Origin of the sequence: Pontibacillus salipaludis (assembly GCF_014642405.1) — a bacterium.
In the GTDB taxonomy this organism is placed as follows: Bacteria; Bacillota; Bacilli; order Bacillales; family BH030062; genus Pontibacillus; species Pontibacillus salipaludis.
The window spans coordinates 99,488-114,258 of record NZ_BMIN01000007.1 but is presented as its reverse complement, the minus strand read 5'-3'; the positions used below and the strand labels follow the sequence as shown (position 1 = coordinate 114,258).

Annotated in this window: 13 protein-coding genes and 3 riboswitches; of the genes, 1 reads left to right on the top strand and 12 read right to left on the bottom strand. The window is 44.0% G+C overall.

Annotation, left to right across the window (positions count from 1 at the left end):
• Positions 1-5: 5 nt before the first annotated feature.
• The 6 genes from IEW76_RS09660 to tenA all read right to left on the bottom strand — a co-directional run bounded on the left by IEW76_RS09660 (position 6) and on the right by tenA (position 6,029).
• Positions 6-566, bottom strand: a complete 561-nt coding sequence (locus IEW76_RS09660) for a hypothetical protein (protein ID WP_188653260.1) — start codon at positions 564-566, stop codon at positions 6-8.
• 175 nt (positions 567-741) lie between these two features.
• A riboswitch (cyclic di-GMP riboswitch) is annotated at positions 742-827 on the top strand.
• A gap of 380 nt (positions 828-1,207) precedes the next feature.
• The gene (locus IEW76_RS09655; RefSeq protein ID WP_229721189.1) at positions 1,208-2,899 is read right to left on the bottom strand and encodes a methyl-accepting chemotaxis protein; all 1,692 of its coding nucleotides are present in this window, start codon (positions 2,897-2,899) and stop codon (positions 1,208-1,210) included.
• Between the two features lie 200 nt (positions 2,900-3,099).
• Positions 3,100-3,726, bottom strand: a complete 627-nt coding sequence (gene thiE / locus IEW76_RS09650; RefSeq protein ID WP_229721188.1) for a thiamine phosphate synthase — start codon at positions 3,724-3,726, stop codon at positions 3,100-3,102.
• Positions 3,727-3,734: 8 nt separating this feature from the next.
• Positions 3,735-4,523, bottom strand: a complete 789-nt coding sequence (thiM, locus tag IEW76_RS09645) for a hydroxyethylthiazole kinase (protein ID WP_188653258.1) — start codon at positions 4,521-4,523, stop codon at positions 3,735-3,737.
• Positions 4,523-5,338, bottom strand: coding sequence for a bifunctional hydroxymethylpyrimidine kinase/phosphomethylpyrimidine kinase (gene thiD, locus IEW76_RS09640; RefSeq protein WP_188653257.1), 816 nt, complete (start codon positions 5,336-5,338; stop codon positions 4,523-4,525). Before thiD ends, thiM begins: the two co-directional genes overlap by 1 nt.
• Complete coding sequence (gene tenA / locus IEW76_RS09635) at positions 5,331-6,029, bottom strand: thiaminase II (protein ID WP_188653256.1); 699 nt, start codon at positions 6,027-6,029, stop codon at positions 5,331-5,333. The genes thiD and tenA overlap by 8 nt, the downstream gene beginning before the upstream one ends.
• Positions 6,030-6,204: 175 nt before the next feature.
• A riboswitch (TPP riboswitch) is annotated at positions 6,205-6,311 on the bottom strand.
• 397 nt (positions 6,312-6,708) lie between these two features.
• Positions 6,709-6,818, top strand: a riboswitch (TPP riboswitch).
• Between the two features lie 85 nt (positions 6,819-6,903).
• Between tenA and thiW the strand changes: the two genes are divergently transcribed.
• On the top strand, positions 6,904-7,392 hold the full coding sequence (gene thiW / locus IEW76_RS09630) for an energy coupling factor transporter S component ThiW (protein ID WP_188653254.1): 489 nt from the start codon (positions 6,904-6,906) through the stop codon (positions 7,390-7,392).
• 358 nt (positions 7,393-7,750) lie between these two features.
• Here thiW and ilvA read toward each other — a convergent pair whose 3' ends face one another.
• The 6 genes from ilvA to ilvC all read right to left on the bottom strand — a co-directional run bounded on the left by ilvA (position 7,751) and on the right by ilvC (position 14,695).
• Positions 7,751-8,737 carry a threonine ammonia-lyase gene (ilvA, locus tag IEW76_RS09625; RefSeq protein WP_188653252.1) on the bottom strand — a complete coding sequence of 329 codons (987 nt, stop codon included), beginning with the start codon at positions 8,735-8,737 and terminating at the stop codon, positions 7,751-7,753.
• A 43-nt stretch (positions 8,738-8,780) separates the two neighbouring features.
• Positions 8,781-9,371, bottom strand: a complete 591-nt coding sequence (gene leuD / locus IEW76_RS09620; protein ID WP_188653251.1) for a 3-isopropylmalate dehydratase small subunit — start codon at positions 9,369-9,371, stop codon at positions 8,781-8,783.
• Between the two features lie 147 nt (positions 9,372-9,518).
• Positions 9,519-10,937 carry a 3-isopropylmalate dehydratase large subunit gene (gene leuC, locus IEW76_RS09615; protein WP_188653248.1) on the bottom strand — a complete coding sequence of 473 codons (1,419 nt, stop codon included), beginning with the start codon at positions 10,935-10,937 and terminating at the stop codon, positions 9,519-9,521.
• A 69-nt stretch (positions 10,938-11,006) separates the two neighbouring features.
• Positions 11,007-12,113, bottom strand: a complete 1,107-nt coding sequence (gene leuB / locus IEW76_RS09610) for a 3-isopropylmalate dehydrogenase (protein WP_188653247.1) — start codon at positions 12,111-12,113, stop codon at positions 11,007-11,009.
• 13 nt (positions 12,114-12,126) lie between these two features.
• A complete protein-coding gene (locus IEW76_RS09605) occupies positions 12,127-13,671 on the bottom strand; it encodes a 2-isopropylmalate synthase (protein ID WP_188653245.1) in 1,545 nt (514 codons plus the stop codon).
• Positions 13,658-14,695, bottom strand: a complete 1,038-nt coding sequence (gene ilvC / locus IEW76_RS09600) for a ketol-acid reductoisomerase (RefSeq protein WP_188653243.1) — start codon at positions 14,693-14,695, stop codon at positions 13,658-13,660. The genes IEW76_RS09605 and ilvC overlap by 14 nt, the downstream gene beginning before the upstream one ends.
• Between the last annotated feature and the right edge of the window lie 76 nt (positions 14,696-14,771).

Genomic DNA, 14,771 nt, shown 5'->3' with positions numbered 1-14,771 from the left:
GGTAACTATTTGCTGTCATAATGAATGGAATTCGCTATTCCAATTAGCGACTCAAGGGTAACTTTTTTAGAAAGCCTATTATCTACACTGATCCAATATTGCCAATGACCTTTCTCGAAGACTAATGCATTCCAATCTCCGCTAAGGTATACATGCAAAGCTTCGCTACCATTATGAAGTTTTAGTCTTTTAGCAATGTAGTTATCTTTAATCTGGATTTTAGCTTCTATCGGTCGAACATCTATTTTGTAGTGATATTTAGAGGAACCTTCATGTATATACTCGATTTCTAAAGAGTCATTTTGGATTCCTTCTAAGTTATTAAATCTGCCAAAATTATGTGTGAACGATACGGGTGGAACTCTAAGGGGGAGCTTCAAATCGCGCTTGAAATGTTGTTCGATCTCCTCAATAGCCTCTTCAGGTGTCTTGTATCCAATCTCTGTATAAACATCTTCTAAAGGCCGAGAGCTATTACTCGCCTGCCCTTGAACGATTCCGTTTTGGAATGTGTGAAAATAAGCGAAAATAATAAATGAAAGATAAACAAACTTTTTGATCGTCATCACCCTAATCTTCTTTTTGTTATATGTTTAGCCAATAAATTGGATTCATTCGGACGATGATTAAATAGAGGCTTCTCTATATTTGGGGAATTATACATCCATCATAATCAGTCACAGAGGCCAAGAAATATATAGAAAAAAAGTCACATATATGGTACTTTTAATACTAGATTACATCGTAAATAGGCAAATATATCGAAAGGTATGGACGCAAAGCCACGAGCCTAAAGTCTTAAGGAACACGGTCGTCGGGCTGCAACTTTCGAGAGGTCTTCTGTTCTGAGGCTTCTTTTTTTAATCTATTCCTTTTCATTGTGTCTTTTATGTTTACTTGGAGGGGACCAAAACGAAGAACGTGAATTTTTCGCTAAAGGATTAAAGTTCTAAGGATAGGGTATAGGGGATAGGATTGTTCATAAGCATATAAAGGCTCTAGTTATGAGACAATCGCATACCAAAATAGAATACATTGGATATGAGGAATCGATCAACTATGGAAAATAACACACAAAACCGAATTACTAAAGAAGATATTGATCTACTTATTCAGAAGTTAGATGATTTAATTAATGAAGAAGAGGATAAGATTTCTTGTAAATAAGGAATGGGCGCCCTAGCTATTATAAGCTAGGGCGCTATTTTTATAGGGTGAACCGTTTTACTTCATCATCTAATCGCTCGGAAAGTTCAGCTAACTCTCTAGAACGATTAGAGATCTCTTCCATAGAACTGCTCGACTGCTCTGCAGAAGCTGCGGCTTGTTCAACGCCTGCGGCAGATTCTTCTGAAACAGAAGCAATCTCCTCTATAGAATAATTCATCTCTTGGCTGTTATCGACAATTCCAGTTAGAGTCGCGGTGACTTCCTGGATGTTTGAGGCCATACCTGTAACGGACTGATAAATATTTTCGAATGTGTCGCCAGTCACTTTAATTTGTTTAGATCCCTTATCCACCTCAACATATCCTTCTTCAAGAGACTGCACAACCGTGGATGATTCCGTCTGAATTGTTTCAACAATCCCTGTGATTTCGACGACAGAATGGGAAACTTGTTCAGCTAACTTCCTGACTTCGTCAGCCACTACTGCGAAGCCTTTACCGTGTTCTCCAGCACGTGCTGCTTCAATCGCTGCATTTAAAGATAAGAGGTTGGTTTGGTCTGCAATGTCTCGGATCACTCTGACAAGTTTTGATATTTCTTTCGACTGAGCATCTAGTCCTTTTACGCTATCAACTGATGTTTTCACGATCTCATCGATTCGCTTCATTTGGTCAACAGATTGATTCATTAACTCGGTACCTTCTTTCGTCATCGTTAACACGCTTTTGGATGTGTTAGAAATCGTTTCACCGCTCTTATGTGCTTGTTGAATGTCTTGGAGGAGGTGTTCCATCATGACCGCAAGGCGAGAGGAACTAGTGGCTTGTGTTTCAGCGCCAGACGATAATTCTTCCATTGTTACTGCGATTTGTTCACTTCCTTCTTTTACTTCATAAGAGGATTGTGTGAATTCTTCACTTTGTTTCGTAACAGTAGAGGAAACGCTTGCGATGTTTGAAATCATGTCCTTTAAATCGTTTTTCATTCCATTGATTGCTGTTGTGAGCGAACCGATCTCGTCTTTTGATTGGTGATCAATGTCTTCAGAATTCAACCGTCCTTCGGCTACTTCGTTGGCTAGTTTGGTGACTTTCCCTAATGGCTTAATGCGACGGTAGAGGGTCCAATATGTAGAAGCACTTAAAAGAACCATTAAACCTACTAAACCAATCGTTAAGTATAAAAAGGTTTCCATTTGACGCTTTGCACGTAAGGCTTTCCTTTCTCCAAGTGCTAAGAGCTGACTTTGGAATGTTGCTAAATTCTCATCAATACTAGCTTTTCGACTTTGATAATTCTGGTCAAATACTTTCATTTGAGCCATCTCCATATTATTCTTCTCTACGAACGTAATGGCTTTCTCCTCAATTTTAGCTAATTCATTTGATTTCGTTACCGCTTCTTCTACATGAGCCATGATATCTCCAGGAACATTGTATGTAGATAATTCGTTTAAGGCGCTTTCTCTGCGCTTTGTTTCCTTTACTTCAGTGTTATAATTTTCGAGATTTTCAGGCGCTCCGTATTGGGAATAAATGCGTACTTGATTGGTTAAAAAATCTGATGCTTCTTGGACTTGGCGTCCGAGGTTTTGGAACTTCATCTGTTGTTCGACTGCTTCCGTTCGGTTGCTGATACTCATAAAAAGCAATGATAAACTAATGATGGCAACAGCGCCCAGCAACGTAACGGTCAGACCGATAACTTTTACTAACTTGGATATTTTCAAGTGACTCGTCCTTTCTTTTTAGTTTACTATACACTTCTCGTAAGAACCCCTCTATTTCCAAATGTGTGGGTAAAAAATCCTATCCTCCTTTTTATCGGTCATTATGTAACGATTTTAACTAAAATAGACGAAAATGTTAGAAAATTAAATCAACTATCAAAATTCGATATAAAAAGCCAGGGAAAGATCCCTGGCTTTTGCTACATTGAGGCATTATACAGTTGTTTGGCTGCTTGTGTGCCGTTTGGGTAAGCGGTGATAGCGGATATGAATGAGCCCCCGTCTGCGCCTGCTTGTAACACATCTTTTAGGTTACGTGTGTTAATGCCTCCGATAGCGACAATTGGGAAGTCGAGGGCTACTTCTCTAATTTTAGTTAAGCCCGCTAATCCTATGGGTCTTTTTGCGTCTCTTTTTGTAGAGGTTTGATAGATTGGACCCACTCCAAGGTAATCGATAGAATCGAATGGTGCGCGAATGGCTTCTTCTACAGAAGTGGCAGAGAGGCCTATAATCATTCCCTTACATCGATTCACAACTTCTCTAATATTTAAGTCATCCTGACCTACATGAATTCCATCAGCATTAAGCCTTTGAGCAAGGTTTACGTCATCGTTAACGATAAACGGGATCTGGTGCTCCTTGCAGATGAGTTGCAGATCTTTTGCTAATTGGATTTTCTGAAATCCTTTAAGAGAATGAGGCCCTTTTTCCCGATATTGAAAGCAAGTGATCCCACCATGAATGGCTTCACGTAATATGTCTCTTGGGTCTCTTTGACAATCCTGACTACCCATAATGAAATAGAGTTTTAATAGGGATTTCATTTCACCTTTCATCTTGCTTCTACTTTCTGACGCTTCCTAACATCTTCAGGTCTGATGTTGTAAAGGGCATCGAGGAAGTAAGGGTGAAGAGTTCCGGGCCCCTGAACATTTGCGTGCTCAGCGGCCATTTCACTTGCGATCGTATAGACGGATATAGCCTCTGTGGCTTTCTCAACACTTGGTCCTTCAAGAGAAAGAAAAGCCGTAAGAAGAGAACTAAATAAGCAGCCTGTCCCTGTGATACTCCCTAGAAGTGGGATACCATTTTGGCAAACTACGGTTTCATCCTTAGTGGCGATCACATCTGTTTCCCCGGTAAGAACGATTAAGCAGGTGAGGGAGGCGGCTGCTTGTTGGGCAAGCTTCACGACGTTCCCATCTCCTGTTGAGTCTACACCTCTTGATTGCCACTGATCCTCACCAAGCAAGGCTGCAATTTCACTAGCATTTCCCCGGATTGCAGTAATCTCCAGTTCGTCTAGAAGTCTGTGACAAGTTTTGAGACGGAACGGAGTAGCACCAGCGCCAACAGGGTCTAAGACAACAGGAATACCTTTTTCGTTGGCAGCTTTTCCTGCCAAGAGCATGGCTTCTATATCAGTAGAGGTAACGGTCCCGATATTTAATAGAACACCACTTGCTATACTGGCCATATCGGAAACTTCGTCTAGAGATTTAGACATGACCGGCACTGCTCCAATGGCGTATAATCCATTTGCGGTAAAATTTATCACGACCTCGTTTGTAAGGTTATGAATAAGTGGCGTCGTTTCTCTTAAGGTTTGTAAGTAAGACATTACACATATTCTCCTTTCCGTTGCTTCTTTTTATAAGCCCAGTGGTTTGTAGGGCCTTGTCCATGCCCGATCTCGAGCGTGTGTTCAATTGCAGCAGAGATGAACTTCTTAGCAACATTTACGGCTTCTTTTACACTTTTTCCTTTTGCCAGCTCAGCTGTAATCGCAGCTGCATAGGTGCACCCTGTCCCGTGAGTGTGCAATGTATCAAAGCGAGGAGATGAAAAGGTCTCAAATGTTTCTCCGTCGTAAAAAAGGTCTGTGGCTTCTCCGTCAAGGTGGCCCCCTTTAACGACGACAGAAGAAGAACCAAAATCGTGTACGATGCTTTTCGCAGCTTTGTATCGATCTTCTTCTGACTCCAAATGTTGTCCCGTTAACGCCTCGGCTTCAGGGATATTGGGTGTGACGATTGTTGCAAGAGGGAGTAGCTCATCACGCATCGTTTGGAGCGCTTTTCGATCGACAAGGGCATCTCCGCTTTGAGCGATCATGACTGGATCTACACAAAGGGGCAAGCTAAGAGGGCGGAGGTGATCCGCAATGGCCTTGATCATTTCCGCGTTGGCGATCATGCCAGTTTTGACAGCGTGAACCGGCATGTCGCTCGTAACGGATTGAAGCTGTTCTTTTATAAAACTAGCTTCTAAATGGCGAACTCCCGTTACACCGAGCGTGTTTTGGGCAACAACTGAAGTGATGACAGACATACCGTATACGTCTAATTCTTGAAACGTTTTCAGATCTGCCTGAATACCTGCGCCGCCACTTGGGTCTGTGCCAGCAATGGTTAAAGCTCCTTTCACACTACACATGATGCGTGACCTCCTTAATGGCTGAAGTTGGCCATGTTTCTTGGCGGTATGCCATTTCCCAGAATGCCCACTCTAACTGACAGCTTTTTATAAACGCGTCTTTCATAGATTTCTTTTCTCGGGGAGAAGCGGTTTCTGCCCATGAGTCCAATTTTGTTCGAAGTTGGTTGGTAGTAGCTCTGATTTCATCATTCACATAAAAGGTAATCCACTCATAGAAAGGGTGATCAGGCGTTGGTTGCACGTGCTCCATTAAATAGTCCCCAATTTCAAGGTACGTCCATGGACATGGAAGGAGTACAGCTAAGATTTGGCCGAGCGATCCTTCGTGAGCATGGGTCTTCATATGTTTAATGTAGTGATCCGCAGTAGGGGGAAGGGGGTATCCTTGCAAATCCTCATACGGAGTATTGATATACGTACATAGATTGTGATGGGGGTGAATTTCACTGTCTAGGACAAATTCGATATTTTCTTTGAAAAAGGCGATATCCTCCTGATCGGTACATTTGGAAATCGCAATTCCGTATACATTCATGAACGCATGAAGGTACTCGGCATCTGCTTTCACATAATGAGCTACAGCTTCTTTTGGAAGATCACCTTCTCCAATTCCTTTCACGAAAGGATGGTTGAAAATCGCTTGAAAAATCGGCTTTGCATCGTGACGAAGTTGTTCAGTAAATGACATAGTAGTTACCTCCTGGTTTTATTTATAGGAAGTGAACCAGGTAGTGAGGAGGGAGGGGGTTGGGGGTGTTGAACATAAAAAAACCGCTCCTAGAACTGGAGCGGTTTCTGGATTATAAAATAATAGATTGAGAGGTCATATGAGAATATACGCCCTCAAAACATAGGTATAACAAATCCAACCGACTCCACTTCCCTTCGCTGGTACTAACCAGATCAGGTTCAAAGGGACCAAGGATTTCTCCTTATCTCAGCCAAAAAATGGGCGCCCCTAGTGGACTTCCTATATTGTACCGATACCTTAACATAGGTTTCCTGGATTTGTCTACATTGGAAAGGGTCCGTTACTTTAAAAGGGTTTGGGCTGGATGGGGGACAACTCGCTTTCCTGCGGAGAGCTGGCAAGCCTCCTCGTTCGCTGTCGCTCACTGTGGGGTCTTGCCTAGGCTCATATTTCCGCGGGAGTCTCGCAGTCCCCCATCCAGCCCTGGCTGTTAATAGAAAAACGGACCCACAGAAAAAGGAATGTATCACGGCTTATGTTAAGAAAGCAACGGAGGAATTTTTTCTCGAACTAAAGCCTTCCAGGATTAATAGACTATTTTTCTAGCTAAAAGATTAGGAGATTTGCAAAGTTGGAAGGTTGTGTTAGTCTAATAAACAAAGTTTACAAGATTTAATGATACTACTAGGGGAGCCTGAATGGGCTGAGAGGGGAGCAATGGAGCTTCCTGACTCTTACGAACCTGATCTGGGTCATACCAGCGGAGGGAAGTAGTCAGGCGATACGTCTGTATACTCTACCATTCGAAGTCAGGTCTATTATAGGACCTGGCTTTTTTGTTTCCCCTTATTTAGAAAGGGAGAGGAATGAAATGAACAAAACAAGAATGATCACGACAATGGCAATCTTTGTAGCGATTGGGACGTTAGGGGCGAAAATGTTATGGTTTCCAGCTGGGATCGCTAAAGCCTATCCCGTACAGCATGTTGTCAATGTTATGGCAGCAGTGACTTTAGGACCTCTACCGGTTGTAGCTATAGCGTTTATGATTGGCGTCTTGCGCGTTCTTCTAGGATTAGGGACGCTTTTAGCTTTTCCAGGAGGGATGATTGGGGCTTTTCTGGCGGGGATTCTTTATAAGTTTTCCAAGAGAAAAGGGTTTGCTGTTGTTGGAGAAGTGTTGGGCACAGGTGTGATTGGTGCGTTGTTTGCAGTCCCTTATGCGCAATTATTTATGGGTACTTCCGTAGGGGCTCTAGCGTTTTTACCACCTTTTTTCGTAAGTAGTGTGTCAGGTGCTTTTCTTGGGTGGTTTGTGCTGTCGAGAGTTGGGGAGAGGTTGAGTGTTCGTAGGGTTTGAAGTGTATGGTGTGATGCAACTCGGTTTTTAAGTATAGCTATATTTATCTATGGCCTTTTATAGTCAATGAGGAATGAAAAGGTAAGAGAAAGGCTTGATCTGTGACCTTATGATTGCCAGAAAAAGGTAAAAAGTCATAGAACAACACGATCTACGACCTTTTGAAAGATAAGTGCTTCAAAAGGTCAGAGATAACCTGAATCAGTGACGTTTTACAGTGGGAGTTTTAGAAAAGGTAAGAGATCAGTCAGTGGATGGCCTAAATCAAAAGAGAAGCCCAGACCATATTGGACTGGACTTCTCTTTCACTTGTTTTCATCCAGATGCTAACCTGGCGCTTCCGCTTTTGTTATAGCTTTCAAGAAGCTACAAACGTTGTGCTTTTTTGAGCTGCTGATACAGGGGGTGGTTCCTCCTGCTGGCTCAAGTTTTGAATCATGGGTAATCGTGCAAGGTCCATGTTGCCCCCGCTTACGATAATACCCGTATGATTCGATTGGATGTTGGAACCGTGCTCTAGAACAGCTGCCAGTGCTGAGGCTCCAGCTCCTTCGACAAGTGACTTGTTTCGCTCAAGCATCGTGACGATGGCTTTTGCGATGTGTGTTTCTGACACGGTTACGATCTCATCGACATACTGCTTGATGAGTGGGAACGTGTTTTGACCAGGTTTCTTCACGGCGATTCCATCTGCAATGGTGGAAACACTCTTTAAGGTGGAAGGTCCTTGTTTGTAATACTGATTGTACATGGCACTCGCGCCTGCAGACTGCACGCCGACAATTTTGATAGACGGCTTAACAGATTTTGCAGCAACGGCGACACCACTAATCAGTCCGCCTCCTCCGATTGGAACGACTAGCGTATCAAGGGATGGATTTTGTTCAAGCATTTCAAGAGCAATCGTACCTTGGCCGGCCATCACGTCATAATCATCAAATGGATGAATAAAGACGCTGCCATTTCGGCGCTGGTCGGCACATGCTGCCTCAAATGATTCTTGGAAAGATTCGCCGGTCAGCACGATTTCAGCTCCGTAGCTCTCTGTTGCCTTGACTTTAGCCTCTGGCGTATGCTCAGGCATAAAGATTTTCGCCTTGATTCCTCTTTTGGAAGCGGCCAAGGCGACACCTTGTGCGTGATTTCCTGCAGATGCAGCGATGACACCTCTTTTAGCTTCTTCTTTGGTAAGTTGAGAAACTTTAAAGCTGGCCCCCCGAACTTTAAAAGCGCCTGTTTTCTGCATGTTTTCCATCTTGAAATAAACTTGTTTTCCTGTTAGTTCGTTGATTGATGTTGAAGTTGTTAGTGGGGTGCGGTGGACCACGTCTTTAAGATGCTCCATCGCCTCCGTGATTTTGGTTCCGGTTAAGCAATTCCCAATGTCTTCACACTCCTACTTTTTTAGATTCGTATTGCTTGATCTTATTTTCATGGGTGAGGGTGACGGATATGTCATCCCACCCATTGATCAACATTTCTTTTTGGTAATCATTGACTTCAAACGACGTCTTGAATCCTTCATTGTCGTATATAACCTGATTTTTAAGGTCAGCGGTCAAGTGATACGTTTCGTTTTCTGCTTTTTGAATGAGCTGGCTAATCTCTTCTTCTGGTAGCGTGACAGCAAGAATGCCGTTTTTTATGCAGTTATTAAAAAAGATATCAGCAAAACTTGGGGCAAGAATGACTTTGAAGCCATAATCTTCAAGCGCCCAAGGAGCATGCTCACGAGAAGAGCCGCAACCAAAGTTCTCGCCTGCAACAAGTATGGAAGTCCCGTCGTATTTCGGTTGATTTAATGAGAAATCTTCTTTCTGAGATCCATCATGGTGAAAGCGCCAGTTGTAGAAGAGAAACTGGCCAAAACCTTGACGTTCAATGCGTTTTAAAAATTGCTTCGGTATAATCTGGTCAGTATCCACATTCGATCGGTTTAACGGATAAACCAAACCCTCATGCTTCCGTATCGGTTCCATTGTCTATTCCCTCCTGGTAAAAGGGGAGAGGGCGCTCTCCTACATTAGAGCAGAAAAGCGTGCCAGTCCCCCTTTATTGCTTTAGCGTGATGAATGGTGCCAGACACGCTGTGTTGCTTTAGTGTAGTAAACGGTGCCAGGCACGCTTTAGTGTTGTAAAGCGTTTGTGAATTGGCGGACGTCTGTGAAGTGGCCGGTGATGGCTGCGGCTGCGGCCATTTCTGGGCTCACTAAGTGAGTACGGGCATCTGTTCCTTGTCGACCTTCGAAGTTACGGTTCGATGTGGAAGCGCAGCGTTCTCCTGGTGGGATGACGTCATCATTCATAGCTAGACACATGCTACAGCCGGCATCCCGCCATTCGAATCCTGCCTGTTTGAACACGACATCTAATCCTTCTGCTTCAGCTTGTTGTTTTACGGATTGAGAACCAGGAACGACAATAGCTGTTACAGAGGAGTGAACGGTTTTGCCACGAACAATTTCTGCCGCCTTTTGTAAATCACTGATGCGTGAGTTTGTGCAAGAGCCAATGAAGACATGCTCAATCGCAATATCTGAAATGGGCTGATTAGGCTGTAAATCCATATAGTTTAAAGCGTGTTCAATCTCTGCACGTTTATTGTCTGTAGTAGCCTCAGCAGGGTCTGGAACTGATGCTGAAACAGGCAGGCACATGCCTGGGTTTGTTCCCCATGTAACTTGTGGTTCGATTTCAGAAGCATCGATCTCAAGTGTATGGTCATATACAGCACCTTCGTCAGAAGCCAGAGCCAGCCATTCGTCTCTAGCCTCATCGAATGCTTGACCTTCTGGAACATGGCGTTTACCGCGAAGGTATTCAACTGTCGTTTCATCCGGGCTAATTAAACCAGCACGGGCACCGGCTTCAATCGACATGTTGCATACTGTCATACGCTGTTCCATTGTGAGGGAGCGAATTGCATCGCCTGTATATTCAATTACATAACCTGTTCCGAAGCGGACGCCATATTTACCGATAACAGCAAGGATTAAATCTTTCGCTGTAACACCTGTGCCAAGTTCTCCGTTTACTTTCACATTCAAAGTTTTAGGAGGGGCTTGCCACAAGGTTTGAGTGGCTAATACATGTTCAACTTCACTTGTTCCAATACCAAATGCTAAAGCGCCAAATGCACCATGAGTGGAAGTATGACTATCTCCACAAACGATTGTTTTGCCTGGCTGAGTAAGACCAAGCTCAGGACCGATAACGTGAACAATTCCCTGGTCAGGGTGATCAATATCAGCTAAAGGGATGCCGAATTCATCGCAATTTTGCTTTAATGTCTCCATTTGTTTCTTAGAGACGGCATCTTTAATGATATGACGTTCACGCGTCGGTACGTTATGGTCCATCGTGGCGTAGGTGCGTTCTGGACGGCGAACGGAACGATCGTTCATGCGTAAGCCTTCAAACGCCTGTGGTGATGTGACTTCGTGTATTAAATGCAGATCGATATAAAGTAGGTCTGGCTTTCCTTTTTCTAGATGGACAACATGTTGATCCCAAATCTTTTCAACGATTGTTTTGGGCTGGGTCATGGTCTCACTCCTTTATGAAAAAAATAGGGGAGGGGACGTAAGGTTTTCCTTTACCTTACGTCCACCTCACTAGACGTAACAAGTCATAATACTGTGAGTTGCATCTTGTGTAGTCACTCGCTCTAGGACGAGGCGAGTCATTTCTTTAGTACCGACTTGTTTACCGCCTTTAACGTCTAAATCGCCTGTGCAGTAGCCATCCTCTAATACTTGTTGAACAGCTTCTTCAATCACGGCTGCTTCTTTTTCTAGTCCAAATGAGTGACGAAGCATAAGCGCGGTTGAAAGGATTGTCGCAAGTGGGTTTGCAACTCCTTGACCCGCGATGTCTGGTGCTGAACCGTGAACCGGTTCGTATAAGCCCATACCGTCTTCTCTTAGGCTAGCAGAAGGAAGCATGCCTAGTGATCCTGTTAATACAGAAGCCTCATCACTCAAAATATCGCCGAACATGTTCTCGGTCACGATGACATCGAACTGTTTTGGGTTCGTAATTAGCTTCATCGCAGCTGCATCGACTAGCAGGTGTTCCACTTCAACATCCGGATAATCTACTTTCTTCTCCTCAACGACTTCGCGCCAGACTTTACTAGATTCTAAGACGTTTGCTTTATCAACACTTGTTAGGTGTTTGCGTCTCAAGCGAGCGCTTTGGAACGCATTGTCTACAATTCGCTCAATCTCGTCACGCTGATAGGAGAGGGTATCTACGACTTCTTTACCGTTGTTACGTCGCTCACTCGGGGTACCAAAGTAAAGGCCACCAGTTAGCTCACGAACGATGAGAAGATCGCTACCAGCAACAACATCGTGCTTTAAAGGAGAAGCATGAAGAAGTTGATCAAACCCTTTAATCGGACGAAGATTTGCGAAAAGACCAAGCTGCTTTCGGATTCCAAGCAGTCCCTTTTCAGGGCGAAGGTGAGAAGGATTCTGGTCCCACTTTGGTCCACCAACAGCTCCTAGCAGAACAGCATCGGATTGCTGACAAGCTCGGATTGTATCTTCTGGTAGGGGAGTGCCATGTTTATCAATGGCCACACCACCAATATCGTGTGTATGATACGTGAACGTGTGGTGGAACCGTTCAGTAACGGCTTCTAGAACTTGTTTAGCAGATTCAATGACTTCCTGACCGATCCCATCACCAGGTAACAATACGATTTGTTTTTCCAATAGTAGAACCTCCTTATACGGGCGCTGATTGTTTGTTTAGTAGTTGTTGATTTAAAATGACGCGATTGACTGCGTTTAAAAAGGCGTTAGCCGAAGCTTCAAGCACGTCTTGGGCAGCCCCGCGGCCACTTGCTGCAGTTCCATTAACGGTTAGCCTTACATGTACTTCGGCAAGGGCATCGCGTCCTTCACCAACTGAACTCAAGCGATAATCTTCTAAGTGAATATCTTCATGGATTAAAGCCTCAAGCGTGTTATAGATGGCTTCAACACTTCCCTGACCTGTGCCAGCTGTTTCAACGCGTGTATTCTCCGGCGTCGTCATAGCTACTGTGGCAGTAGGAATATTAGCTGAGCTATATTGTACTTGGAAAGCTTCTAATTTATATTTAGCCGCATCGGATGAGTCGGTTTGAACATCTGTCAAAATCGTAAACAAATCTTCATCAGTTACGTCTTTCTTACGGTCTGTTAAACTCTTAAAGGCTTTGAACGCTTCTTTAAGTTTCGCCTCAGAAAGGTCATACCCAAGGGATTTCACTTTATCTTCGAACGCGTGACGACCGGAGTGTTTCCCAAGAACCATATTACTAGCCCCGATGCCAACCATTTCAGGCGTGATGATCTCATAGGTGGATGCGTTCTTCATCATGCCATCCTGGTGAATACCAGATTCATGAGCGAAGGCGTTCTTTCCTACAATGGCTTTGTTGCCAGGGACAACCATTCCTGTAAACTTACTGACTAGATCACTTGTACGTTTGATTTCGTTTAATACGAGATTGGTAGAGTGCTCGTAGAAATTGTTGCGAATCTGTAGGGCTACAGCCACTTCTTCAATAGAAGCATTCCCAGCGCGTTCACCGATTCCGTTGATCGTACCTTCAATCTGAGTGGCCCCGTTTTCAATAGCTGCTAACGAGTTGGCAACCGCCATGCCAAGGTCATCGTGGCAATGAGCGGATAGAGATACTTGATCAATATTAGGAACGTTTTCTTTCACGTATCGGAAAAGTTCTCCGTATTCATATGGAGTTGTATATCCAACAGTATCTGGTAGGTTAACAACCGTTGCTCCAGCGTCAATGACTTTCTCGATGATTCGAACAAGAAACTCTTTATCAGATCGACATGCATCCTCTGCTGACCACTCAACTTGTGGGAATCGTTCCCTTGCGTAACGGACCATTTCAACAGCTGTTTCAATGACTTCATCAGGAGTCTTCTTCAGCTTATGCGTCATGTGAATAGGGGAGGTAGCTAGAAATACATGAAGACGTGGTTCTGAAGCGTCTTTCAATGCCTCCCAAGCTGTATCAATATCCGATTTCTTCGCACGTGCAAGACCGGTTACAGAGCTATTCTTAACCGTTCTTGCAATTTCTTGAACGGATTCAAATTCGTTTTGGGAGGAAGCGGGGAAGCCCGCTTCCATAATATCTACTCCAAGTTTCTCGAGTTGCTTAGCGATCTCTAGTTTCTCTAACTTATTTAAATTGACTCCAGGGGACTGTTCTCCGTCTCGTAGGGTTGTATCGAATACCTTAACGTGCGCCATTTGCGACCACTTCCTTTTCTTTTTTAGATTTGGCCTGCTCTTTCACGAAAGGCATTAATTCACGGAGCTCCTTTCCAACCTGTTCAATTTGATGCTGGTTTTCTTTTACATTGATGGCGTTGAATTGAGGGCGATTTACCTGGTTCTCAAGGATCCAGCCCTTAGCAAATGCACCTGTTTGGATGTCAGTCAGAACGTCTTTCATGCGTGCTTTCGTATCTTCGTTCACAACGCGTGGGCCGGATACGAAGTCACCCCACTGAGCTGTGTCAGAGATAGAGTGGCGCATACCTTCAAGACCGCCTTCGTACATAAGATCAACGATTAGCTTCAGCTCGTGCATACATTCGAAGTAAGCAACTTCTGGCTGGTAACCGGCTTCAGTTAGCGTTTCGAAACCAGCTTTCACAAGGCTTGTAAGGCCACCGCAAAGAACGGCTTGCTCACCGAACAGATCCGTTTCTGTTTCTTCCTGGAAGCTTGTTTGTAGAACGCCTGCGCGACCTGCGCCGATTCCTTTTGCGTATGCTTGAGCGAGCTTCTCAGCCTGACCCGTGTAATCTTGATACACACCGTATAGTGCAGGAACCCCAGCGCCTTCTTCGAATGTGCGTCGTACAAGATGTCCTGGTCCTTTTGGTGCTACAAGGAATACATCCACATCTTCTGGAGGTACCACTTGGTTGAAATGAACGTTAAAACCATGCGCGAATACAAGAGCATTGCCTGCATCCAGGTTTGGTTTGATTTCTTCTTCGTAAACAGAAGGTTGATATTCGTCCGGAAGAAGAACCATGACAACATCTGATTCCTTAACGGCGTCAGCAACGCGTTTTACTTCAACACCGTCTTGTTCTGCTTTATCCCAAGATTTCCCCGGGCGAAGGCCAACGACTACGTCAAATCCGCTTTCTTTAAGGTTTTGTGCGTGTGCATGACCTTGAGAGCCATAACCTACGACTGCAACCTTTTTATTTTTTAAAACCTCTTCGTCAATGTTTTGGTTGTAAAGTACTTCTGCCATTGTTAATCCATCCTTTCAGGTTTTGGTTTTTGATTTATTCATTGAATATTCAAACTACTAAAGGTATAAAAGTTCC